Annotated in this window: 19 protein-coding genes and 7 tRNA genes; 21 read left to right on the top strand and 5 right to left on the bottom strand. The window is 65.1% G+C overall.

Annotated features, from left to right (window positions below; all coding sequences use genetic code 11):
- The first annotated feature begins 1 nt into the window (after position 1).
- From cyoB to DCN14_RS25380, 9 genes are all read left to right on the top strand, one after another.
- Positions 2-2,008, top strand: a complete 2,007-nt coding sequence (gene cyoB, locus DCN14_RS25420) for a cytochrome o ubiquinol oxidase subunit I (protein WP_096507287.1) — start codon at positions 2-4, stop codon at positions 2,006-2,008.
- A complete protein-coding gene (gene cyoC, locus DCN14_RS25415; protein ID WP_096507288.1) occupies positions 2,008-2,616 on the top strand; it encodes a cytochrome o ubiquinol oxidase subunit III in 609 nt (202 codons plus the stop codon). The genes cyoB and cyoC overlap by 1 nt, the downstream gene beginning before the upstream one ends.
- Entirely contained in the window at positions 2,617-2,949 is a 333-nt protein-coding gene (cyoD, locus tag DCN14_RS25410; protein WP_096507289.1) for a cytochrome o ubiquinol oxidase subunit IV, read from the top strand. It abuts the gene before it with no gap.
- Between the two features lie 333 nt (positions 2,950-3,282).
- Positions 3,283-3,615, top strand: coding sequence for a hypothetical protein (locus DCN14_RS25405; RefSeq protein WP_096507290.1), 333 nt, complete (start codon positions 3,283-3,285; stop codon positions 3,613-3,615).
- A 205-nt stretch (positions 3,616-3,820) separates the two neighbouring features.
- Positions 3,821-5,704 carry an extracellular solute-binding protein gene (locus tag DCN14_RS25400; protein WP_096507291.1) on the top strand — a complete coding sequence of 628 codons (1,884 nt, stop codon included), beginning with the start codon at positions 3,821-3,823 and terminating at the stop codon, positions 5,702-5,704.
- 52 nt (positions 5,705-5,756) lie between these two features.
- Entirely contained in the window at positions 5,757-6,800 is a 1,044-nt protein-coding gene (locus DCN14_RS25395; RefSeq protein ID WP_096507292.1) for an ABC transporter permease subunit, read from the top strand.
- A 75-nt stretch (positions 6,801-6,875) separates the two neighbouring features.
- Positions 6,876-7,973: an ABC transporter permease gene (locus tag DCN14_RS25390; protein WP_096507293.1), complete on the top strand. Its 1,098-nt coding sequence runs from the start codon at positions 6,876-6,878 to the stop codon at positions 7,971-7,973.
- A complete protein-coding gene (locus tag DCN14_RS25385; RefSeq protein WP_096507294.1) occupies positions 7,970-9,592 on the top strand; it encodes a dipeptide ABC transporter ATP-binding protein in 1,623 nt (540 codons plus the stop codon). The genes DCN14_RS25390 and DCN14_RS25385 overlap by 4 nt, the downstream gene beginning before the upstream one ends.
- Before the next feature lie 128 nt (positions 9,593-9,720).
- Positions 9,721-10,395 (top strand): C40 family peptidase, encoded by a 675-nt coding sequence (locus DCN14_RS25380; protein WP_096507295.1) that lies wholly within the window; start codon positions 9,721-9,723, stop codon positions 10,393-10,395.
- Positions 10,396-10,542: 147 nt separating this feature from the next.
- Here the strand turns inward: DCN14_RS25380 and DCN14_RS25375 are convergent, their stop codons facing one another.
- On the bottom strand, positions 10,543-11,460 hold the full coding sequence (locus tag DCN14_RS25375) for a patatin-like phospholipase family protein (protein ID WP_096507296.1): 918 nt from the start codon (positions 11,458-11,460) through the stop codon (positions 10,543-10,545).
- 280 nt (positions 11,461-11,740) lie between these two features.
- On the opposite strand from DCN14_RS25375, the gene gltX reads away from it, so the two are divergent.
- The 9 genes from gltX (at position 11,741) to DCN14_RS25330 (ending at position 15,100) form a co-directional block, all read left to right on the top strand.
- Complete coding sequence (gltX, locus tag DCN14_RS25370; RefSeq protein ID WP_096507297.1) at positions 11,741-13,150, top strand: glutamate--tRNA ligase; 1,410 nt, start codon at positions 11,741-11,743, stop codon at positions 13,148-13,150.
- A 125-nt stretch (positions 13,151-13,275) separates the two neighbouring features.
- A tRNA-Ala gene (locus DCN14_RS25365) sits at positions 13,276-13,351 on the top strand.
- A 138-nt stretch (positions 13,352-13,489) separates the two neighbouring features.
- A tRNA-Glu gene (locus tag DCN14_RS25360) sits at positions 13,490-13,565 on the top strand.
- 80 nt (positions 13,566-13,645) lie between these two features.
- Positions 13,646-13,722, top strand: a tRNA-Asp gene (locus DCN14_RS25355).
- A 63-nt stretch (positions 13,723-13,785) separates the two neighbouring features.
- Positions 13,786-13,861: transfer RNA gene (locus DCN14_RS25350), tRNA-Glu, on the top strand.
- Between the two features lie 80 nt (positions 13,862-13,941).
- Positions 13,942-14,018, top strand: a tRNA-Asp gene (locus DCN14_RS25345).
- Positions 14,019-14,082: 64 nt separating this feature from the next.
- Positions 14,083-14,158 (top strand) — tRNA-Glu (locus DCN14_RS25340).
- A 73-nt stretch (positions 14,159-14,231) separates the two neighbouring features.
- Positions 14,232-14,308: transfer RNA gene (locus DCN14_RS25335), tRNA-Asp, on the top strand.
- Positions 14,309-14,635: 327 nt separating this feature from the next.
- Positions 14,636-15,100 (top strand): GNAT family N-acetyltransferase, encoded by a 465-nt coding sequence (locus DCN14_RS25330; RefSeq protein ID WP_096507298.1) that lies wholly within the window; start codon positions 14,636-14,638, stop codon positions 15,098-15,100.
- A gap of 24 nt (positions 15,101-15,124) precedes the next feature.
- On the opposite strand, the gene DCN14_RS25325 is transcribed toward DCN14_RS25330, so the two are convergent.
- Complete coding sequence (locus tag DCN14_RS25325) at positions 15,125-16,006, bottom strand: helix-turn-helix transcriptional regulator (RefSeq protein ID WP_096507299.1); 882 nt, start codon at positions 16,004-16,006, stop codon at positions 15,125-15,127.
- Positions 16,007-16,289: 283 nt separating this feature from the next.
- Between DCN14_RS25325 and DCN14_RS25320 the strand changes: the two genes are divergently transcribed.
- Positions 16,290-16,703, top strand: a complete 414-nt coding sequence (locus DCN14_RS25320; RefSeq protein WP_096507300.1) for a gamma-glutamylcyclotransferase family protein — start codon at positions 16,290-16,292, stop codon at positions 16,701-16,703.
- Positions 16,704-16,835: 132 nt separating this feature from the next.
- Here DCN14_RS25320 and aceB read toward each other — a convergent pair whose 3' ends face one another.
- The gene (aceB, locus tag DCN14_RS25315; protein ID WP_096507301.1) at positions 16,836-18,428 is read right to left on the bottom strand and encodes a malate synthase A; all 1,593 of its coding nucleotides are present in this window, start codon (positions 18,426-18,428) and stop codon (positions 16,836-16,838) included.
- A gap of 67 nt (positions 18,429-18,495) precedes the next feature.
- Positions 18,496-19,257, bottom strand: a complete 762-nt coding sequence (locus tag DCN14_RS25310; protein WP_096507302.1) for a haloacid dehalogenase type II — start codon at positions 19,255-19,257, stop codon at positions 18,496-18,498.
- A 154-nt stretch (positions 19,258-19,411) separates the two neighbouring features.
- Between DCN14_RS25310 and DCN14_RS25305 the strand changes: the two genes are divergently transcribed.
- Complete coding sequence (locus tag DCN14_RS25305) at positions 19,412-20,317, top strand: LysR family transcriptional regulator (RefSeq protein WP_096507303.1); 906 nt, start codon at positions 19,412-19,414, stop codon at positions 20,315-20,317.
- A gap of 192 nt (positions 20,318-20,509) precedes the next feature.
- Positions 20,510-20,944: a universal stress protein gene (locus tag DCN14_RS25300; protein WP_096507304.1), complete on the top strand. Its 435-nt coding sequence runs from the start codon at positions 20,510-20,512 to the stop codon at positions 20,942-20,944.
- Positions 20,945-21,171: 227 nt separating this feature from the next.
- Here DCN14_RS25300 and aceA read toward each other — a convergent pair whose 3' ends face one another.
- On the bottom strand, positions 21,172-22,479 hold the full coding sequence (gene aceA / locus DCN14_RS25295) for an isocitrate lyase (protein ID WP_096507305.1): 1,308 nt from the start codon (positions 22,477-22,479) through the stop codon (positions 21,172-21,174).
- Between the last annotated feature and the right edge of the window lie 316 nt (positions 22,480-22,795).

Here is a 22,795-nt window from a genome sequence, read left to right as displayed (position 1 = left end):
CATGTTCGGCAAACTCACACTATCGGCGATCCCGTTCGATCAGCCCATCATCATGGTGGCCGGCGCCTTCATGGGGCTGGCCGTGCTGGGCGTGCTCGCCGGCCTGACGATCACCGGCCGCTGGAAGTGGCTGTGGACGGAATGGCTGACGACGGTCGACCACAAGAAACTCGGCGTGATGTACATCATCGTCGCGCTGATCATGCTGCTGCGCGGCTTCGCCGACGCGATCATGATGCGCATGCAGCTCGCGCTCGCGTACAACGCGCCCGGCTACCTGCCGCCGCACCACTATGACCAGATCTTCACGGCACACGGCGTGATCATGATCTTCTTCATGGCGATGGTGTTCATGGTCGGCCTGATGAACCTCGTCGTGCCGCTGCAGATCGGCGCGCGCGACGTCGCGTTCCCGTTCATCAACTCGCTCTCCTTCTGGATGACGGCGGTCAGCGCGATCCTGATCAACATCTCGCTCGTGATCGGCGAATTCGCGCAGACGGGCTGGCTCGCCTACCCGCCGCTGTCGGAGCTGCAGTTCAGTCCGGGGGTAGGGGTCGACTACTACCTGTGGGCATTGCAGATATCGGGTGTCGGCACGCTGCTGACCGGCGTGAACTTCTTCGTGACCATCATCAAGATGCGCGCGCCCGGCATGACGCTGATGAAGATGCCGGTGTTCACGTGGACGGCCCTCTGCACGAACGTGCTGATCATGGCGTCGTTCCCGATCCTGACCGCGACGCTCGCGCTGCTCGGTCTCGACCGTTACCTCGGCATGCACTTCTTCACGAACGAAGCCGGCGGCAACGCGATGCTGTACCTGAACCTGATCTGGGCGTGGGGCCATCCCGAGGTCTACATCCTGATCCTGCCGGCGTTCGGCATCTTCTCGGAAGTCATCGCGACGTTCTCGAAGAAGCCGCTGTTCGGCTACAAGACGATGGTGTACGCGACCTGCGCGATCATGGTGCTGTCGTTCCTCGTGTGGCTGCATCACTTCTTCACGATGGGCTCCGGCGCGAACGTGAACGCGTTCTTCGGCATCATGACGATGATCATCGCGATCCCGACCGGCGTGAAGGTGTTCAACTGGCTGTTTACGATGTATCGCGGCCGGATCGAATTCACGACGCCCGTGCTGTGGACGATCGGCTTCATGGTCACGTTCACGATCGGCGGGATGACCGGCGTGATGATGGCGATTCCGGGTGCGGACTTCGTGCTGCACAACAGCCTGTTCCTGATCGCGCACTTCCATAACGTGATTATCGGCGGCGTGCTGTTCGGCTATCTCGCGGGCTTCAACTACTGGTTTCCGAAAGCGTTCGGCTTCAAGCTGAACGAGAAGCTCGGCAAGGCTGCATTCTGGTTCTGGCAGGTCGGCTTCTATGTCGCATTCGTGCCGCTGTACGTGCTCGGCTTCATGGGCATGACGCGTCGTCTGAACCATTACGACAACCCGGCATGGCATCCGTGGCTGCTGGTCGCCGCATTCGGCGCCGTGCTGATCGCGATCGGCATCGCATGCCAGCTGCTGCAACTGGTCGTCAGCATCCGCAACCGCAACCTGCCGGAATACCGCGATACCACGGGCGATCCGTGGGGCGGTCGCACGCTCGAGTGGGCCACCACGTCGCCGCCGGCGGACTACAACTTCGCGGTGACCCCGCAGGTGCGCACGCTGGACGCGTATGCCGACATGAAGGCACGTGGCGATGCCCGTCCTAACCCGGCGTCGATCCGCGACATCCATATGCCGTCGAATACGTGTGCGGGTCTCGTGGTCGCGATCTTCAGCCTCGTGCTGGGCTTCGCGCTGGTGTGGCATATCTGGTGGATGGCGATCGGCGGCCTGGTCGGGATCGTCGCGACGCTCGTGATCTATAGCTCGCGTGACAACGACGGCTACTACATTCCGGCGACCAAGGTGCGCAAGATCGAAGAGAAGCAACCGGCGGTGCGCGTGGCCACGCGTGTCGACGACGTGGAACTGGAGGCCAACTGATGTTGCAGAAAACCTTGAGCGCAACCCTGCTCGAGCACGACGACCATCCGCCGTCGCACTCGGTGTTCGGCTTCTGGCTGTATCTGATGACCGACTGCGTGATCTTCGCGGCGCTGTTCGCGACGTTCGCCGTGCTGGGCAACCAGTACGCGGGCGGTCCGACCGCGAAGGACCTGTTCGACATTCCGGGCGTCGCGCTGGAAACCGCCGCGCTGCTGCTGTCGAGCATCACCTACGGCTTCGCGATGCTGGCCGCGTACAAGCAACGGCGCGGCGCGCTGCTCGCCTGGCTGGCGGTGACGTTCCTGCTCGGCGCGGCGTTCCTCACGATGGAACTGCGCGAGTTCTCGCACCTGATCGCGGAAGGCGCGGGCCCGCAACGCAGCGCGTTCCTGTCGGCATTCTTCACGCTGGTCGGCACGCACGGCCTGCACGTGACGGCCGGCCTGCTGTGGATGGTCGTGCTCGCCGGGCAGATCGTGCTGCGCGGTGGCGACCTGACCGATCGCGATCTGCGTCGTCTGACGTGCCTGAGCCTCTTCTGGCACTTCCTCGACATCGTGTGGATCTGCGTGTTTTCCTTTGTCTATCTTGCGAGCGTGATCTAAATGGCCCATTCGCATTCGTCTCAACTCGAAGAAGGGCACGGCAGCGTCGGCGGCTATGTCGCCGGCTTCATCCTGTCGGTGCTGCTCACGGCCGCATCGTTCGGCCTGGTGATGGAAGGCGTGCTGTCGCCGCACGCGTCGCTGATCGCGCTTGCCGCGCTCGCGTTCGTGCAGATCGTCGTGCACCTCGTGTACTTCCTGCACATGAACGGTTCGTCGGGCCAGCGCTGGAACGTGATGGCGTTCAGCTATACGGTGCTGACCGCGGCGATCCTGATCGTCGGGACGTTGTGGGTGATGCACAACGTCAGCATGAACATGATGTCGCGCTGAGCGACGTCGCGGCGCAACGCGCCGGCCATGAAGAAGCGGCACGCGAGTGCCGCTTTTTTTTCGCCTGCGAAATCCGCGCGCATCATTTCAATTGCATTGGCACGGCGAACGAGCGTCCGGACGCAGTATGATTCGACGCGAGTCCGGGCGAGAAGCCCGGCGGGCGGGCCGGAGCGGCGCGCAGGGCCGTGATCGGGCCGTCAATTGTTACAAGACGTTAGCGGGCGCTTCCCGTTGCGATGCCGCGCATCAGTTCTTACAAACTTGAAATATGCTGGGACGGCGCTTGCCGTTATAGTCGAATCACACATGACACAACTCAAAGAGGAATCCATGAAGACTTTGCGTGTTGCCTCGCTCTTGACCGGTATGACGGCCTTGCTCGTGTCGGGCGCAGCAATGGCGGGAGTCAATGTCGGGATCAACGTCGGCGTGCCGGCTCCGGTCTACGTCGCGCCCGCGCCCGTGTACGCGCCGCCGCCGCCGGTCGTCTATCAGCCGGCGCCCGTGTATGCGCCCGCGCCGGCGATCGTGATCGGCTGGCATGGCGACCGCTACTGGGACGGCCGCCGCTACTGGGGGCGCGACGAGTGGTATCGCCATCATGGCCGCGGCTGGGGCGGCGATCATGGGCGTGGTCACTGGAACAACGGTCACCGGCACTGATCGACATGCGGCGCATGCGCGATGCGTATGCGCAGGAGGGGAGGAGAACCGCCCGCGTGGCGGTTTTCTTTTGCCTCGAGCGGACGGCATGCATGCGGCGCGATGCGCCGGCGCCACGCGCGAACGCCCGCAAGCTGGCTCGACGCCGAATTGAATGGGTAGAATCGACCCTCGTTACACCCATCAATCGACCGACAGGGCCTCTATGACGAAGGGTTCGCCCCGGGCTGTCGCCGCGCGCATCCGCTTCGGCGCCGCACATGCCGTATGGGCTGCCGGCCGCACGGCGGCAGTATTGGCAGTACAGGCGGTGCTGGCCGCGACGGCCGCACACGCAGCATATGCGATCGCGCAATACGGCGAGCCGAAATATCCGCCGGGCTTCAAGCATTTCGACTACGTCAATCCGGACGCGCCGAAGGGCGGCACGCTCGTGCTCGCCAACCCGAACCGGCTCACGTCGTTCGACAAGTTCAATCCGTTCACGATGCGCGGCAACCCCGCGCCGGGCATCGACATGCTGTTCGAGAGCCTCGCGACCGGCAGCCTCGACGAACCGGCTTCCGCTTACGGGCTGCTCGCCGACGACATCGAGATCGCGCCGGACCGCCGCGCGGTCACATTCCATCTGAACCCGCGCGCACGCTTTTCCAACGGCGACCCGGTCACGGCCGACGACGTCAAGTATTCGTTCGACACGCTGAAGAGCAAGCTCGCCGCGCCGCAATTCGGCGCGTATTTCGCCGACATCGCGAAGGCCGTGGTGGTCGACCCGGCGACCGTGCGCTTCGAGTTCCGCAGTGCGAATCGCGAGTTGCCGCTGATCGCCGGCGGCGTGCCGGTGTTCTCGCGCAAGTGGGGCTTGCGCGCGGACGGCTCGCGCATCCCGTTCGACCAGCTCGCGTTCGAGCAGCCAATCGGCAGCGGGCCGTACCTGATCGAGCGCTACGACAACGGCCGCACGATCACGTACCGGCGCAATCCCGCGTACTGGGGTGCCGACCTGCCGGTGCGGGTCGGCACCAACAACTTCGAGCGGATCGTCTACAAGCTGTACGGCGACGGCGTCGCGCGGCTCGAGGCGTTCAAGGCCGGCGAGTACGACGTGCTCGTCGAATACATCGCGCGCAACTGGGCGCGGCGCGACGTCGGCAAGCGCTTCGACAGCGGCGAGCTCGTGAAGCGCGAATTCCGCCAGCACAACGGCGCGGGCATGCAGGGTTTCTTCATGAACCTGCGCCGGCCGCTGTTTCGCGACGTGCGCGTGCGCCAGGCGCTCGACCTCGCGTTCGATTTCGAATGGCTGAACCGCCAGTTGTTCTACGGCGCATACACGCGCCTCGACAGTTATTTCGCCGACACCGACCTGCAGGCAACGGGCACGCCGGGCCCGGGCGAGCTGAAGCTGCTCGCGCCGCTGCGCGCGCAGCTGGATCCGGCCGTGTTCGGCCCGATGGTCGTGCAGCCCGACACCCATCCGCCGGGCTCGCTGCGCGCAAACCTGCTGAAGGCCCGTGCGCTGCTCGCGCAAGCCGGCTGGACCTACCGCGACGGCGCGCTGCGCAATGCGAAGGGCGAGCCGTTCACGTTCGAGATCCTCGACGACTCGGGCGCGGCGATGGAAGGCATCGTGACGGCCTACCAGCGCAATCTCGCGAAGCTCGGCATCGACGCGCGTTTTCGCACGGCCGACTATGCGCTGCTGCAAAAACGGCTCGACGCGTTCGACTACGACATGACGACGATCCGCTATCCGGGCGTGCAGGTGCCCGGTGCCGAGCAGTTCTCGCGCTTCGACAGCAAGTTCGCCGACGAACCGGGCTCCGACAACATCATCGGCCTGAAGTCGCCGGCCGTCGACGCGTTGCTGCACGCGCTCGGCACCGCGCAGACCCGCGACGAACTGCTCGATGCGACGCATGCGCTCGACCGCGTGCTGATGCACGGCTATTACGCGGTTCCGCAGTGGTACAGCACCACGCACCGGATCGCGTACAAGCGCGCGCTCGCCTATCCGCAAACGCTGCCGCTGTACTATTCGGCCGAGGGCTGGGTCGTGTCGACCTGGTGGGCCAAGCCCGATCGCTGAAACCTGCCGGCCCTTCGTTCAACCCAGCCTATCGATCGCGAGTCGACGCCCTATGTGGAGCTACATCCTCAAACGCCTGCTGCTGATGATCCCGACGCTCGTCGGCGTGCTCACGCTCACGTTCGCGGTGATCCAGTTCGTGCCCGGCGGCCCCGTCGAGCAGGCCGTGCAGGAGCTGCGCAAGGGCGCGACGGAGCAGGGCGCGACGCCGTTCGGCATGCGCGCGCATACGGGCGTCGACGCGCAGCAGCTCGCGCAGCTGAAGGCGCTGTACGGCTTCGACAAGCCGCCGCTCGAGCGCTACTGGCTGATGCTGAAGCGCTTCGCGCGCTTCGATCTCGGCGACAGCTACTTCAGGCACCAGAGCGTGTGGTCGCTGATCGTGCAGAAGCTGCCGGTGTCGATCAGCATCGGCCTGTGGACGTTCTTCATCACCTACCTGATCTCGGTGCCGCTCGGCATCGCGAAGGCCGTGCGCAACGGCTCGCCGTTCGACGTCGCGACGAGCCTCGTCGTGCTGGTCGGCTATGCGATTCCCGGTTTCGTGCTCGGCGTGCTGCTGCTCGTGCTGTTCGGCGGCGGCTCGTTCTGGCAGCTGTTCCCGCTGCGCGGGCTCACGTCGGACAACTTCGACCAGCTGTCGCTGATCGGCAAGGTGCTCGATTATCTGTGGCACATCGCGCTGCCGATCACGGCGTCGGTCGTCGGCAGCTTCGCCGTCGTCACAATGCTCACGAAGAACGCGTTTCTCGACGAGATCCGCAAGCAGTACGTGCTGACCGCGCGGGCGAAAGGGCTCGCCGAGCGCACCGTGCTGTGGAAGCACGTGTTCCGCAACGCGATGCTGCCGCTGATCGTCGGCTTTCCGGCCGCGTTCATCGGCGCGTTCTTCACGGGCAGCCTGCTGATCGAGACGCTGTTCTCGCTCGACGGCCTCGGGCTGCTGTCGTACGAGTCGGTCGTGCGGCGCGATTATCCGGTCGTGCTCGGCACGCTGTACCTGTTCACGCTGATCGGGCTTGCAACCAAGCTGATCTCCGATCTTTGCTACGTGTGGGTCGACCCGCGCATTCAATTCGACAACCTGGAGCGCTGACATGAAACCGTCCGTTCGCACGCCGCTTGCCGGCGCGCCTGCCCGCATGCCCGGCGTCGCCGGGCGAGGTGCGCGATGAGTCGGGTAGCCGTGTCGTCCCGCATCGACGCGGCGCGCGCGCGCGTGTCGCCGTCTCCCGCGCGCCGCGTATGGCGGCGCTTTCGCCAGCAGCGTCTCGGCTACTGGAGCTTCGTGATCTTCGTCATCGCGTTCGCGGCAAGCCTTGCGGCACCGCTGTGGTCGAACGACAAGCCGCTCGTCGTGCGCTACGACGGCCACTATTATTTCCCGATGTTCCATGCGTATCCGGAGACGGCCTTCGGCGGCGACTTCCCGACGCCGGCCGATTATCTCGATCCGTACGTCCGCAAGCGGATCGAAGCGCCGGGCAACTTCGCCGTCTACCCGCCGAACCGCTACTACTACGACACGCTGAACTACTTCTCGACCGTGCCCAACCCGGCGCCGCCGTCGCGCGCGAACTGGCTCGGTACCGACGCGCAGGGGCGCGACCTGCTCGCGCGGCTCGTATACGGGTTCCGCGTGTCGGTCGAGTTCGGGCTGATCCTGACCGTGATCGGCACGCTGCTCGGGATCGCCGCGGGCGCCGTGCAGGGTTTCTTCGGCGGCCGCATCGACATCGTCGGGCAGCGGCTGATCGAGATCTGGAGTTCGCTGCCCGAGCTTTACCTGCTGATCATCTTCGCGTCGATCTTCGAGCCGAGCTTCCTGCTGCTGATCGTGCTGCTGTCGCTGTTCGGCTGGATCGGGCTCGCCGATTACGTGCGCGCCGAGTTCCTGCGCAACCGGATGCAGGACTACGTGCGCGCGGCCCGCGCGATGGGGCTCACGAACTGGCAGATCATCTGGCGCCACGTGCTGCCGAACAGCCTGACGCCCGTGATCACGTTCCTGCCGTTCCGGATGAGCGGCGCGATCCTCGCGCTCACGAGCCTCGACTTCCTCGGGCTCGGCGTGCCGCCGCCGACGCCGAGCCTCGGCGAGCTGCTTGCGCAGGGCAAGGGCAACCTCGATGCGTGGTGGATCTCGCTGTCGACGTTCGGCGTGCTGGTCGCGACGCTGCTGTTGCTGACCTTCATGGGCGACGCCTTGCGCAACGCGCTCGACACGCGGATCTCCGACTCGGTGCGCGCGGCGGGAGGCCAGCGATGAGCGATACGGCCGTATCGAAGCAGGGCGAGCCGCTGCTGTCGCTCGAGCATCTGCATGTACGCTTCGGCGACACGGTGGCCGTCGACGACGTGACGCTCGCGATCGGCCGCGGCGAGCGCGTTGCGCTGGTCGGCGAGTCGGGCTCGGGCAAGAGCGTGACCGCGCTGTCGATCCTGCGGCTGCTGCGCGATGCCGACGTGAGCGGCACCATCCGTTTCGCGGGGCATGATCTCGCCGGCAAGAGCGAGCGCCAGATGCGCGGGCTGCGCGGCTCGGATATCGCGATGATCTTCCAGGAGCCGATGACGGCGCTCAATCCGCTGTATACGATCGGCGCGCAGATCGGCGAGACGATCGTGCTGCACGACGGCGTGACGGCGGCCGAGGCACGCAAGCGTGCGATTGCACTGCTCGCGCGCACGGGCATCGACGAGCCGGAGAAGCGTGTCGACAGCTACCCGCACCAGCTGTCGGGCGGTCAACGCCAGCGCGCGATGATCGCGATGGCGCTCGCATGCCGGCCTCGGTTGCTGCTCGCCGACGAGCCGACCACCGCGCTCGACGTGACGATCCGCGCGCAGATCGTCGATCTGCTGCTCGAACTGCAGCGCGAGGAGGCGGAAAAGCGCGGGATGGCGATCCTGCTGATCACGCACGACCTGAATCTCGTGCGGCACTTCGCCGAGCGGGTCGCGGTGATGGAGCACGGCAAGCTGGTCGAAAGCGGGCCGGTCGAGCGGATCTTCGCGGAGCCGGAGCATCCGTACACGCGGCGTTTGCTGAACAGCCGGCCGCAGCGTGCGGTCGCGCCGGTGATGCCGATCGCGCCGGTCGTGCTCGATGCGCGCCACGTCAGTGTTCAGTTCGCGCGCAAGCGGCCGGGTTTTGCCGGCTGGTTCGGCACGATGCCGGTGACGGCCGTCTCGGACGTATCCATGTCGGTGCGGCAGGGCGAGACGCTCGGCATCGTCGGCGAATCCGGCTCCGGCAAATCGACGCTCGCGATGGCGCTGCTCGGGCTGCAGCGGACGGCGCACGGCGAGATCGAGTTCCAGGGCCGTGCGCTGTCGTCCTATCGCGGCCGCGAGCAGACCGCGTTGCGCTCGAACATGCAGGTCGTCTTTCAGGATCCCTTCAGTTCGCTGTCGCCGCGCCACACGATCGAGCGGATCGTCGGCGAGGGGCTCGAACTGCATCGCCCGGAATTGACGCCCGATGCGCGCCGCGCGAAGTCGCTCGCAGTGCTGCGTGAAGTCGGCCTCGACCGCACGGTGCTGCATCGCTATCCGCACGAATTCTCGGGCGGGCAGCGCCAGCGGATCGCGATCGCGCGTGCGCTCGTGCTGGAGCCGCGCATCCTGATCCTCGACGAGCCGACTTCCGCGCTCGACGTGTCGATCCAGCAGCAGGTGCTGAAGCTGCTCGCGAATTTGCAACAGAAATACAACCTCGGCTATGTATTCATCAGCCACGACCTGGAAGTGATCGGCGCGATGGCGCATCGGGTCGCGGTGATGCAGGGCGGGGCGGTCGTGGAGTCCGGCGACGTCGCCGACATCTTCACGAAGCCGTCACATCCTTACACACAAAAGCTGTTGAAAGCGGTCTGGAAAGCGTGATACGCGTCCAATGGTCTGACTATCTCGATTGTATTTATTAATTTGTTTTGACAAACGATTACGCGCTGGCTAGTATCGACCGAAATTTTCCGCCAATCAGCTGATTTTTAAGCACATTCCATCGACCAATGCAGCATCGATCCCTGACCCAGGCATGCGCGCGCACCATCGCCGGGCTGTTCATCGGCGCCCTGTTCGCAGCAGCTCCCGGCGCGTTCGCCGACGAAGTCAGCAGTTTTAGTCAAAATGTCGCGAATTCGACTCAAATCGGGTCGAATTCTTCCCTCCAGCAGACCAGTGCACAGCCGTCGAGCGGCGGCGCGAAGTCGTTCCTGTCCGGCATGGCGGGCAAGGCAGGCGACGTCGTCGTCAGCGCGCTCAACATGATCGGCGTGCGCTATCGCTGGGGCGGCAACTCCCCGGATTCCGGCCTCGATTGCAGCGGCTTCGTGCGCTACGTGTTCCAGGACACGCTCGGCATGTCGCTGCCGCGTCGCGCGGAAGAGATGAGCCGCGTTGGCGAGAAGGTCAGCATGAGCAACCTGAAGCCGGGCGACCTCGTGTTCTTCAACACGATGCGCCGCACGTTCTCGCACGTCGGCATCTACATCGGCGACAACAAGTTCGTGCATTCGCCGTCGACCGGCAGCACCGTTCGCGTCGACGATCTCGACAACGGCTACTGGGAAAAGCGGTTCACCGGCGCGCGCCGGATCGAATCGGAGTTTCCGATGAAGGCCGACGATCTGCGTCAGCGCGTGCGCGCGACGATCGGCGACGATACGGCGAACGGCAACAACTGACGCTCGCCGGCAAACCGCCGGATCACAAAAACCCTGTCACCGAAAGGCGGCAGGGTTTTTTGTTTGGGTGCGCGCGAAGCGTGCGCGGTGAGCGGATCGGCGGCGGAGGGTGGCTGGCGCCGCTGTCGGCTGCCGCGCGTCGTCGTGTTACGCGGCCGCGGCGCCGCGGGCCGCCGCGAGCTTGCGCTGCAGCTCGGGCATGATGCGCGCGACGGCTTCCTCGCCCGCGAGGATCGCCGCGTTGCGCTGGTTGAAGTCGCTGCCGCCCATTGCCGCGAGGTTCGGGCGGATCACGACGTCCGCGTATTTGTCGAGCTCGTAGGTCTTGATCGTCTGCCCCATGATCGTGAAGGTCTGCAGCAGCATCTCGATCGGGTTGTTGGTCGCTGCGCCGTCCGGGCGCGCCGAGATGTCGACGGCGATCACGAAGTTCGCGCCCATCTTGCGCGCGAACGACGCGGGCACGGGGCTCACGAGACCGCCGTCGACGTACTCGCGGTTGCCGATCTTCACGGGTTCGAACACCGACGGCACGCTGCACGACGCGCGCACCGCGAGCCCCGTGTTGCCCTGCTGGAACAGGATCGGCTGACCGCTCTGCAGATCGGTTGCGACGACGCCGAGCGGCCTGGTCATCTTTTCGATCGGCCGGTTGTTGAGCGCCTTGTTCAGGAAGTTCTGCAGCGCGACGCCCTGCAGCAGCCCGCGCGAGCGGAACGGCAGTGCCCAGTCGCTGATCGACGCCTGATCCATGTCGAGCGCGATCTTGTTGATCTGCAGCCCGCTCATTCCGGATGCGTACAACGCGCCGACCACCGAGCCCGCGCTCGTGCCCGCGACGATGTCGATCGGGATGCCGCGGGCCTCGAGCGCCTTCAGCACGCCGATGTGCGAGAAGCCGCGGGCGGCGCCGCCGCCGAGCGCGATGCCGATCTTCACGGGTTTCTCGTGCGATTGCGCGGTGTTGTCGGGGCGGGACTTGTCGCCGAACGACGTGCAGGCGGCGAGGCTGGCGGACGCGCACGCGATCGTGAAGTGGCGGCGCGACAGGCGAGGGGACGACATCGAATGGTTCTCCGGCGGCTTGGCGGCGGGCCGTGCGGCCCGCGGCGGCGATAGGTTCCGAGCGGCCGTGCGGCGGGATCCGGGCGGCCGGCGCGGCGCCGGCTGGCGGCCGCGGCGCGCACATCATAAAGCAAGCGGTGCGCTTGGCGCGATGACCGGCGCGAGTATAATTCCGGCTTCTTTCCCGTTCCGGGCGCGGCCGGCCCCATTGCTGTCCGGGCTGTCGCCGTCGATCCCGCGTCGAATCATTCATGCGCCCCAGGCGTTCGAGTTACCGTTTATGACCCGTCCTGTCCGTACCCGCTTCGCGCCGAGTCCCACCGGCTTCATTCACCTCGGCAACATCCGCTCCGCGCTTTATCCGTGGGCGTTCGCCCGCAAGATGAAGGGCACGTTCGTGCTGCGTATCGAGGATACCGACGTCGAGCGTTCGTCGCAGGAAGCCGTCGATGCGATCCTCGAGGGGATGCAGTGGCTTGGCCTGGATTTCGACGAAGGCCCGATCTACCAGATGCAGCGGATGGACCGTTATCGCGAGGTGCTCGCGCAGATGCTCGAGAAGGGCCTCGCGTACCCGTGCTACATGTCGGCCGAGGAACTCGACGCGCTGCGCGAGCGCCAGCGCGAAGCCGGCCTGAAGCCGCGCTACGACGGCACCTGGCGTCCGGAGCCGGGCAAGGTGCTGCCCGAGCCGCCGGCCGGCGTGAAGCCCGTGCTGCGTTTCCGCAACCCGCTGACCGGCACGGTCGTGTGGGACGACGCGGTGAAGGGCCGTGTCGAGATCTCGAACGAGGAACTCGACGACCTCGTGATCGCGCGTCCGGACGGCACGCCGATCTACAACTTCTGCGTGGTCGTGGACGACATGGACATGAACATCACGCACGTGATCCGGGGCGACGACCACGTGAACAACACGCCGCGCCAGATCAACATTCTGCATGCGCTCGGCGGCGAGCCGCCCGTCTATGCGCACCTGCCGACCGTGCTGAACGAGCAGGGCGAGAAGATGAGCAAGCGGCATGGCGCGATGAGCGTGATGGCCTATCGCGACGCAGGCTTTCTGCCGGAGGCCGTCGTCAACTATCTCGCCCGTCTGGGCTGGTCGCACGGCGACGCCGAAATCTTCTCGCGCGAGCAGTTCGTCGAATGGTTCGATCTCGAACACCTCGGCAAGTCGCCCGCGCAGTACGACCACAGCAAGCTGAGCTGGCTGAATGCCCATTACATCAAGGAAGCCGACAACGCGCGCCTCGCCGCGCTGGCGAAGCCGTTCCTCGACGCGCTCGGCATCGACGATGCGGTCATCGCGACGGGCCCGGCGCTCGACGCGGTCGTCGGCCTGATGAAGGACCGCGCGACGACGGTCAAGGAGATCGCCGAAGGTGCCGCAATGTTCTACCGTGTGCCGACCCCGGACGCCGATGCGATCGCGCAGCACGTGACCGATGCCGTGCGACCGGCACTGGCCGATCTCGTTGCCGCGTTGAAGGCGGCCGACTGGACGAAGGAAGCGGTGTCCGCCGCGCTGAAGGCGACGCTCGGCACGCACAAGCTGAAGATGCCGCAGCTCGCGATGCCGGTGCGTCTGCTGGTGGCCGGTACGACGCATACGCCGTCGATCGACGCGGTGCTGGTGCTGTTCGGTCGCGACATCGTCGTGTCGCGCATCGAGGCTGCGCTGTCCTGAGGTTGGGGCGCGCGAAGCCGTCGACACGTGACGTTGCGTCGGCTTCGCAAAAATTTCGCTCCAATCGCAAAAAGGGTATTTACAAGTTCGAATTCGGTCCATATAATCTCATTTCTGTTCTGCAAGGGGGTATAGCTCAGCTGGGAGAGCGCTTGCATGGCATGCAAGAGGTCAGCGGTTCGATCCCGCTTACCTCCACCAACAGAACAAAAGATTGATTTGCGAAGCAGTGGTGGTAGTAATAAATGCTTCACAAAATGCTTTAAAGCAGTTAAAATTTCGGCCTTCGCTGTTGACGATAAGTGAATAGCGAAAGTCAGACAGGTCTGAAAAGATCATGTCCCCTTCGTCTAGAGGCCTAGGACATCACCCTTTCACGGTGAGTACAGGGGTTCGAATCCCCTAGGGGACGCCAGATTCAGCGGCGTTTCGTAGAAATGTCGCGAGGCTTGCAGGAACGTAACCGACGTCCTGCGGGTAACGGTGCAGAAAGTTGGAGCGGTAGTTCAGTCGGTTAGAATACCGGCCTGTCACGCCGGGGGTCGCGGGTTCGAGTCCCGTCCGCTCCGCCAGAACGAAGCCCGTTCAAGACGTTTTTGAGCGGGCTTTTGTATTAAAGATGTAAGCAGTACGCTGTCCCCTTCGTCTAGAGGCCTAGGACATCACCCTTTCACGGTGAGTACAGGGGTTCGAATCCCCTAGGGGACGCCAGGATTCAGCGGCGTTTCGTAGAAGTGTCGCAACGCTTGCAGGGCGTGAATGTGGTCCTGCAGGTGATAGAGCAGAAAGCTGGAGCGGTAGTTCAGTTGGTTAGAATACCGGCCTGTCACGCCGGGGGTCGCGGGTTCGAGCCCCGTCCGCTCCGCCAGAACAAGCCCGTTCAAATGAACGCTTTGAACGGGCTTTTGCATTAAAGATGTAAGCAGTACGCTGTCCCCTTCGTCTAGAGGCCTAGGACATCACCCTTTCACGGTGAGTACAGGGGTTCGAATCCCCTAGGGGACGCCAGATTTCGGCGTCGTTCGAACAAACGATGCGCCGGCAGGAAGTAACCGACGCCTGCCAGGCAAGAAGCAAGACTGGAGCGGTAGTTCAGTCGGTTAGAATACCGGCCTGTCACGCCGGGGGTCGCGGGTTCGAGTCCCGTCCGCTCCGCCAGAAAATGAAGAAGCCCGCCTTGTGCGGGCTTTTTCATTTGTATCGTCGGTTGCGCCCGTTGGCGGGCGCGTGACTGCGGCGCGGAGGAAGCCGCCTGCGCGGCTTCCGGCGGGACTCGAAGGGCTGCGCATGCATGCGCAGCCGCGGCCTGCGAGACGTAGGCGAGTCCCGTCCGCTCCGCCAGAAAATGAAGAAGCCCGCCTCGTGCGGGCTTTTTCATTCGTGCTTCAGCGTGTGCGCTACCGTTGGCGCCGCTACGAGAAATTCGCGATTGCATCCGCCCGCGACTGCGCTATCGTGGCGGGATGCGTTCTTGACCCCTGCGCGATGCTCGATCCGACCGACCTGCGATTGCTGTACCAGCTCCGGCCCGCGGAGCCTGGCGATTTCCCGTTTGCCGAAGCGCTGACGCACGGCAACATGGGCGGCTATTACAAGCGCCACGGGCTTGTCTGGCGCAGCGACCTGTTCTATGCGAGCTGGCGCGAATCCGAGAACTTCATCCTGGAGGCCGACGGCGAGCGCATCGGCGTGCTGCGCGTGACCGAGGAAGGCGATTCGCTGCATATCCGCGACGTGCAGATCGCGGCCGGCCATCGCGGGCAGGGCGCCGGCACCTACATGCTCGACATGTCGCATCGCTGGGCGCGCGCCCGCGGGCTGCACGAACTGCAGTTGCGCGTGTTCGTCGACAATCCCGCCGCGCGGCTCTACCAGCGCATGGGCTACCGCGTCACCGGGCCGAGGCTTGCGCAGCTCGGATCGATCCGTCATATGGTGCGCCCCGTCTGAACGCGCAAGGATGCGACGCGCTGCTCAGCGTCCGGCGTCGATCGCATCGTCGTCGGACACTTCGTCGTCCGCCGCGATGCTGCCTTCCGGGCCGCGGTGCTCGTAGCCGCGCAGCATGAACGCGCGCGGGCTTTCGCCGAATGCGCGCCGGAACATCGCCGAAAACGCACTCTGGCTTTGATAGCCGAGCTCGCGCGCGATATGCGACAGCGGCCGCCCCTGGTTCAACAGCGGGATGGCGCGCGCGAGCAGCGCCTGCTGCCGCCATTGCGAGAAGCTCACACCGAGTTCCTGCTTGAAAAGTCGCGAGATCGTGCGTGTGCTCGCGCCGACCTCGCTCGCCCAGTGTTCGAGCGACTCCGCGTGCGCGGGTTGTGCGAGCACCGATTCGCACAGCGTGCGCAACCGTTTTTCGTCGGGCATCGGCACCGCGAGCGGCAGCGGTTCGGCGTGGCTCAGTTCGTCGAGCACGAGCCCGCACAGCAGCCGCTCGCGGGTGCTGCTCAGGTCGCGCGCGTCGAGCGCGACGATCAGTTCGCGCAGCAAGCCCGTCACTTCGACGACCCGGCACGCGTCGAGCCCGTCCGGCACGATCGACTCGTCGATATACAGCGTGCGCAAATACGCCTCTTCGACGATCACGACCTCGTGCGTAATGTGCGGCGGCACCCAGATCGCGCGGGACGGCGGCACCATCCACGTCGTCCCGGTCGTTGCGACGCGCAGCACGCCGCGCGACGCGTACGCGAGCTGCGCCCACGCGTGCGTGTGCAGCGGGATCCGGCGGCCGGCATCCACCTGCCGCGCGCGAACGCGCATCGGGTGAACGCGCGTGGGCGCGAACTCGGGCGGGATGTCGATCACGTCGTAGGGATTCGATGCGTCGGCTTGGACAGGCGGATTCATGGACGACTCGGGCTGCGCGGCGGCGATGCCGTTATTTTAGAAGGCGCCGCGCAGGCGCATGCGGCGGTTTTTCGGCCGATAATGCACCGTTCAAATGAACTTTGTATGGGGCCGTGCGAATTCCGGCGTGCGGCACGAGCCGGTGCCGGGCAGTGTCGCCCGTCGAAAAGAACCTTCGGGCCGCCACGGTCTATCGATGCGGACGTGTTTTGTGCGTTCTGCGGGCGAGCGACGCGCACGCGGCGTCCGGTCCGGCAACCCCTGAATCGAAGAGGAGAACCAGATGCGCTACGTATTCGTCTACGGCACGTTGAGAGCGGGAGAAGCCAACGACATCGGCCATGCGGCCACGCGGCACGGGATTACCGCGCCGACGCTGCTCGGTGCGGTCGCGCTGCCGGGCGAACTGTACGATTTCGGCACGTATCCGGGGATGATCGCCGGCCCGGCCGGCCGGTCGCTGGTATGGGGCGACGTCTATGAAGTCGACGAGCAGTTGATGCCCGTGCTCGACGAGATCGAGCGCGTCTATCCGGGCGTCGACACGCTGTTCCGTCAGGAACCGGTGAGCGTCGAACTTGGCGGCCGTGAGTATGCGTGCGTCTACTATCCGGTTGCCGCGCATGCGGTGGCCGACCGTCCGCGCATCGCGTCGGGCGACTGGGTCCAGCATCGGCGGGAGCGGGAAGCCGCCTGAGCCTCCGTGCGGCCGACAGCCGCGCCGCAAAAAGAAAAAAGCGCTCCGCGGAGCGCTTTTTTCATGCCGCCGTGCCGTAGGGCAGGCGGGCAGAACGATAAAGACCAGGCCCGGCAGGGCCCGGTCCGGCCGTCAGATTTCCTCGTACAGCGGCAGCGTCAGGAATTCGGTGAAGCCTTCCGACGTCGACATCTGTTCGAAGATCGCCGCGGCACGCTCGTACGGCTGCGTGTTGCCGCCGACCGAGCGCTTCACGTTGTCGAGCTCGGCCTTCGCGTATTCGCGCACGAGTTCCGCCGTGACCTTGCGGCCGTCGTCGAGCACGCCCTTCGGCGAACGGATCCACTGCCACACCTGCGAGCGGGAGATCTCGGCCGTGGCCGCATCTTCCATCAGGTTGTGGATCGGCACGCAGCCGTTGCCGTCGAGCCATGCACCGAGATAGTGGATACCGACGTTGATGTTGTTGCGCAGGCCGGCTTCGGTGATCGGCGCTTCAGGCTGGAAGTCGAGCAGGTTCTTGCCTTCGATCTGCACGTCGTCGCGCTGCTTCGCGATCTGGTTCGGCTTGTCGCCGAGCACCTTGACGAATTCTTCCATCGCGATCGGCACGAGGCCCGGGTGTGCGACCCAGCCGCCGTCGTAGCCGTCGGTCGCGTCGCGCTGCTTGTCCGAGCGCACGCCGCCCATCGCCTTCTCGTTCGCTTCCGGATCGTTCTTGATCGGAATCAGTGCGCTCATCCCGCCGATCGCCGGCGCGTTGCGCTTGTGGCAGGTCTTCAGCAGCAGCAGCGCGTACGCGCGCATGAACGGCACCGTCATCGTGATCTTCGAACGGTCGGCCAGGCAGAAATCGCGGTCGTTCTTGAACTTCTTGATCGCCGAGAAGATGTAGTCCCAGCGGCCGGCGTTCAGGCCCGAGCTGTGTTCGCGCAGTTCGTACAGGATCTCGTCCATCTCGAACGCGGCGAGGATCGTTTCGATCAGCACGGTCGCGCGGATCGTGCCGCGCGGCACGCCGACCCCTTCCTGTGCGGCGACGAAGATGTCGTTCCACAGGCGCGCCTCGAGATGGCTTTCCATCTTCGGCAGATAGAAGTACGGGCCCGAGCCGCGCGCGATCAGCTCCTTCGCGTTGTGGAACAGGAACAGCGCGAAATCGAAGATGCCGCCGGACACGCGCTGGCCGTCGACCGTCACGTGCTTCTCGTCGAGGTGCCAGCCGCGCGGACGCACGATCAGCGTCGCGACCTTGTCGTTCAACTGGTACGACTTGCCGTTCTGCTCGAGCGAGATCGTGCGGCGCACCGCGTCCTTCAGGTTGATCTGGCCGTCGATCTGGTTCGTCCAGTTCGGCGCGTTCGAATCTTCGAAGTCCGTCATGTACGAATCGGCGCCCGAGTTCAGCGCGTTGATGATCATCTTGCGCTCGACGGGGCCCGTGATCTCGACACGGCGGCATTGCAGGTCGGCCGGCAGCGGCGCGACTTTCCAGTCGCCTTCGCGGATCGCCTTCGTGTCGGCCAGGAAGTCGGGGCGTTCGCCGGCATCGAGGCGCTGGGTGCGCTCGACGCGGGCCTGCAGCAGCGCCTGGCGGCGCGGTTCGAACGTGCGGTGCAGCGCTGCGACGAGTGCGAGCGCTTCGGGCGTCAGGATCGCTTCGTAACCCGGCTTGATTTCGCCGGTGATCGCCATGCCTTGCGGCAGCGTGATCGGGGTGCTCATGAGTCTCATCTCCTTGGTCGGTCAGTTGCGGTTTCGGTGAAGGGGGAAGGCGGCAGCGCTGCGAACGTCATGCGCCCGGGCTGGGGCGCGCGCGGTTTGCGGGTTTGCCGGACGGAGCCGGGGTGGCGAGGAATGCGAGCAGGTCGGCCATGCCGGTGCCCGTGCCGTCGGGCGGCGCGCCGAGTTCCTCGGCGGGTGCGCCCGTGCGGTTGAGCCAGAACGTCGTGTAGCCGAACCATGCGGCCCCCGCGACGTCCCAGGCGTTCGACGACACGAACACGATGTCGCGCGGGTTCGCGCCGAACGCGGCCGTGCCGAGTGCGTACGCGACGGGGCTCGGCTTGTACGCGCGGACGGCATCGGCCGACAGCACGCGATCGAACAGGCCGCTCATGCCGGCGCTCTTGATCGCGATGTCGAGCATCTGCGGGGTGCCGTTCGACAGGATCGCGAGCGGCGGGCGCGGTTCGAGCGCGCGCAGCTTGCGCAGCGCGGGCACCGTGTCGGGATAGGTGGACAGGCACGCGTATTCGTCCATCAACCGCTTTTCGGCCGCGCTGTTCAGCGTGAGCCCGAGCCGGCGTGCGGCGAACCGCAGCGCGTCGAGCGTGATGTCGCGGAACGGGCGATAGCGCGCGCCGGCCGGATCGGCCAGCGTGCGCAACTGCGAGTATTCGATTTGCTTGCGTCGCCACAGCTGCGACAACCGTTCCCCGTGTCCGGGAAACATCTGCTCCGCAGCGGCCAGCACCGCACGCACGTCGAACAACGTGCCGAATGCGTCGAAGATGATTGCGTCGGGAGAGGAGAGTGTCGTTGTGGCCGACATAGCCTTGCGCTCCAGTTTCAGAGGTCGGATCGATTCTATTCGTGATCGCAGGTGCTAAAAAAGACGCTAATCATCACTTGATCTTTTACTTTCATATACCTAATCTTGAGCGGCTTCAGTCATGTGAAGGGCGGAAACGCCATCCTTTCGAGTCATGGACCGGTTCAAACAGATCGAAACGTTCGCCGCGGTCGCGGCGAAGGGCAGCCTGTCGGCGGCCGCGCACGCGGAAGGCGTCGCGCCGGCCATCATCGGCCGTCGCCTCGACGCGCTCGAGGAGCGGCTCGGCGTCAAGCTGCTGGTGCGCACGACGCGCAAGCTCACGCTGACCTTCGAGGGCTCGGCATTCCTCGAGGATTGCCAGCGGATCATCAACGACATGCAGAACGCCGAGGCGAGCGTGTCCGCCGGCGGCGTGAAGGCGAGCGGCCACCTGCGCATTTCGGCGCCGGCCGGGTTCGGACGGCGCCACGTCGCGCCGCTCGTACCCGAATTCAGCGGCGCGCATCCGGACGTGTCGGTCACGCTGGATCTGTCCGACCGGATGGTCGACCTCGTCAACGAGGGGTTCGATTGCGCGGTGCGGCTCGGCGAACTGCCCGACTCGTCCCTCGTGTCGCTCAAGCTCGGCGAGAACCGCCGCGTGTGCGTGGCGTCGCCCGCGTATCTCGCGCGGCGCGGCACACCGGTCACGCTCGCGGAACTGGCACGTCACAACTGTCTCGCGCTTGCCGCGAACGCGAACCAGCAGCGCGGCTGGGCGTTCCAGGAGGACGACAAGGTCGTGTCGATTCGCGTGAACGGCACGATGGAGTGCTCGGACGGCGCGGTGCTGCACGAGTGGTGCCTCGCCGGTTACGGCCTCGCATGGCGATCGTGGTGGGAGGTGGGCGAGGACATCGCGGCCGGCCACCTCGTCAGCGTGCTCGACGCGTTCGCGGCGCCGCCGATCGGCATTCACGCGGTATTCCCGCAGCGTCGCCACCTGCCGTTGCGCGTGCGCCTTTTTCTCGATTACCTGAAACATACGTACGAAAGGCCCGGGTATTGGGGCGAGTAGGGTGCCGGCCGCTCGAGCCGATGCGGGTGGCGAGCCGTGCCGGCCCGCGTGTTTCCGATATGAGGGCGAACCCGCTGCCGGCGCCGGTCGCGCCGTTTCGCGCACTACAATCGAAACTGGCATGCGCGACGCGTCGCGGCCGGATCGCACGGGTTCGCGGCGCACGCGGTGCGACTGACGCAGGAGGGCGCGATGTTCCGGCACATCCTCGTTCCAACCGACGGTTCCGAACTGTCGCAAAAGGCGATCGACGGCGCGATCGATCTGGCGCGAGCGGTCGGCGCGCAGGTCACGGCCTATGCGTGCCTGCCGCAATATCCGTACTCGCCGTTTTCCGAAGTGATCATCGAGCCGCCCGCCGATTTCCGGGCGCGTAGCGAGCGTGAAGCGCGTGCGCATCTCGACGAGGTGCAGGCGGCCGCGCGGGAGGCCGGCGTCGTTTGCGACAGCTGGACGAGCGTGCATCCGTCGCCTTACCTCGGCATCATCGAGGCGGCCGAACGCGGCGGCTGCGACGTGATTTTCATGGCGTCCCACGGACGTCGCGGGCTCGGCAGCCTGTTGATCGGCAGCGAAACGCAGCGCGTGCTGACCCATACGAAAATTCCGGTGATCGTCTATCGGTAGAACTGGCGGCGGTTTTCGCCGCGCGGGCGGCCGCACGGCAGCGCCGTAGCGCCGCAGAAAAAGGGCGCGCCGGACGACGCCGGCGCGCTACGACTGGCGGCACGAGGCCGCGCGGCCGGTCGCGCGAGTCATCGCGCGCCTGCCGTCTCCTCCCTGATTTTTATTCGGTACTGCCCGATGCCGCGCCGTCGCGTGACGGACGGGCATCGGTGCGACACTGGCGCGCGTCAGGCGACCTTCTTGCCGTCGAAAAACTGTTCGTCTTCGGTCGAGCCGTGCAGCGCGGTCGTCGATGCTTCGCGCTCGACCGTTTGCGTCACTGCGTCGAAGTAGCCGGTGCCGACTTCGCGTTGATGCTTGACCGCCGTGAAGCCCTTGTCGGCCGCTGCGAACTCGGCTTGCTGCAACTCGACGAACGCGCTCATTTGCGTGCGGGCATAGCCGTGCGCGAGGTTGAACATCGAGTAGTTCAGCGCATGGAAGCCGGCCAGCGTGATGAACTGGAACTTGTAGCCCATCGCGCCGAGTTCCTTCTGGAACTTCGCGATCGTCGCGTCGTCGAGGTTCTTCTTCCAGTTGAACGACGGCGAGCAGTTGTACGACAGCATCTTGCCCGGGAACTGCTTGTGGATCGCTTCCGCGAACTTCTTCGCGTACTCGAGATCCGGTTTGCCGGTTTCGCACCAGACGAGGTCGGCGTACGGCGCATAGGCGAGGCCGCGCGAGATCGCCTGCTCGATGCCCGGCTTCGTGCGGAAGAAGCCTTCGACCGTGCGCTCGCCCGTCAGGAACGGCTTGTCGTTGTCGTCGACGTCGGACGTGATCAGATCCGCTGCTTCCGCGTCGGTACGTGCCACCAGCACCGTCGGCGTGCCCATCACGTCGGCCGCGAGACGCGCCGCCGACAGCTTCGCGACCGCCTCGCGTGTCGGCACGAGCACCTTGCCGCCCATGTGGCCGCACTTCTTCACGGAAGCGAGCTGGTCTTCGAAGTGGACGCCCGATGCGCCGGCCTCGATCATCGCCTTCATCAGCTCGAACGCGTTCAGCACGCCGCCGAAGCCGGCTTCCGCGTCCGCGACGATCGGTGCGAAGAAGTCGACATAGCCGTCGTCGCCCGGGTTCTTGCCTTCCGACCACTGGATCTGGTCGGCACGCGTCAGCGTGTTGTTGATGCGCTTGACGACGAGCGGCACCGAATTGGCCGGGTACAGCGACTGGTCCGGGTACATTTCGCCGGCGACGTTCGCGTCGCCCGCCACTTGCCAGCCGGACAGGTAGATCGCCTTCAGGCCGGCTTTCACCTGCTGCATGGCCTGGTTGCCGGTCAGCGCGCCGAGGGCGTTGACGAACGGCGCTTCATTGATGAGGCTCCACAGCTTTTCGGCGCCGCGCTTGGCCAGCGTGTGCTCGACCACGATCGAGCCGCGCAGGCGGACCACGTCCTCAGCCGTGTAGCCGCGCTTGATGCCCTTCCAGCGCGAATCGGATTCCCATTGTTTTTGCAGTTCCTGTGCCTGTTGCTGACGCGACATGATGCGCTCCTTGATGTGCGTGTTGCCTAATGGGTCAAAACGGACGGTGGCGATGCTGTTCTCGAAGCGGGCGGGTGTTGCATGCCGGTTCGTGAAGTCTTGTATAAGAGTCTAGGCAAATCGACCGGAGCGGAACAGGGACTTTTTCGAGATGGGTGTGAAATTTTTATTTTTATAAATCAATGAATTGCGATGTGAATTTCGTAATGAGGAACGTATTTTCCCATCCTGCAATTGTAAGGTTGTGCCACGCAGCATGATTTTTTACGACGCAAAAAATTTTTCCGCATCGTGAAATGCGGCGCGGGACGAAAAA

The organism is Burkholderia sp. IDO3 (assembly GCF_003366075.1).
Classification (GTDB): Bacteria; Pseudomonadota; Gammaproteobacteria; order Burkholderiales; family Burkholderiaceae; genus Burkholderia; species Burkholderia anthina.
Note: the sequence above shows the minus strand (reverse complement) of the source record. Positions and strands in the feature narration are given on the sequence as shown.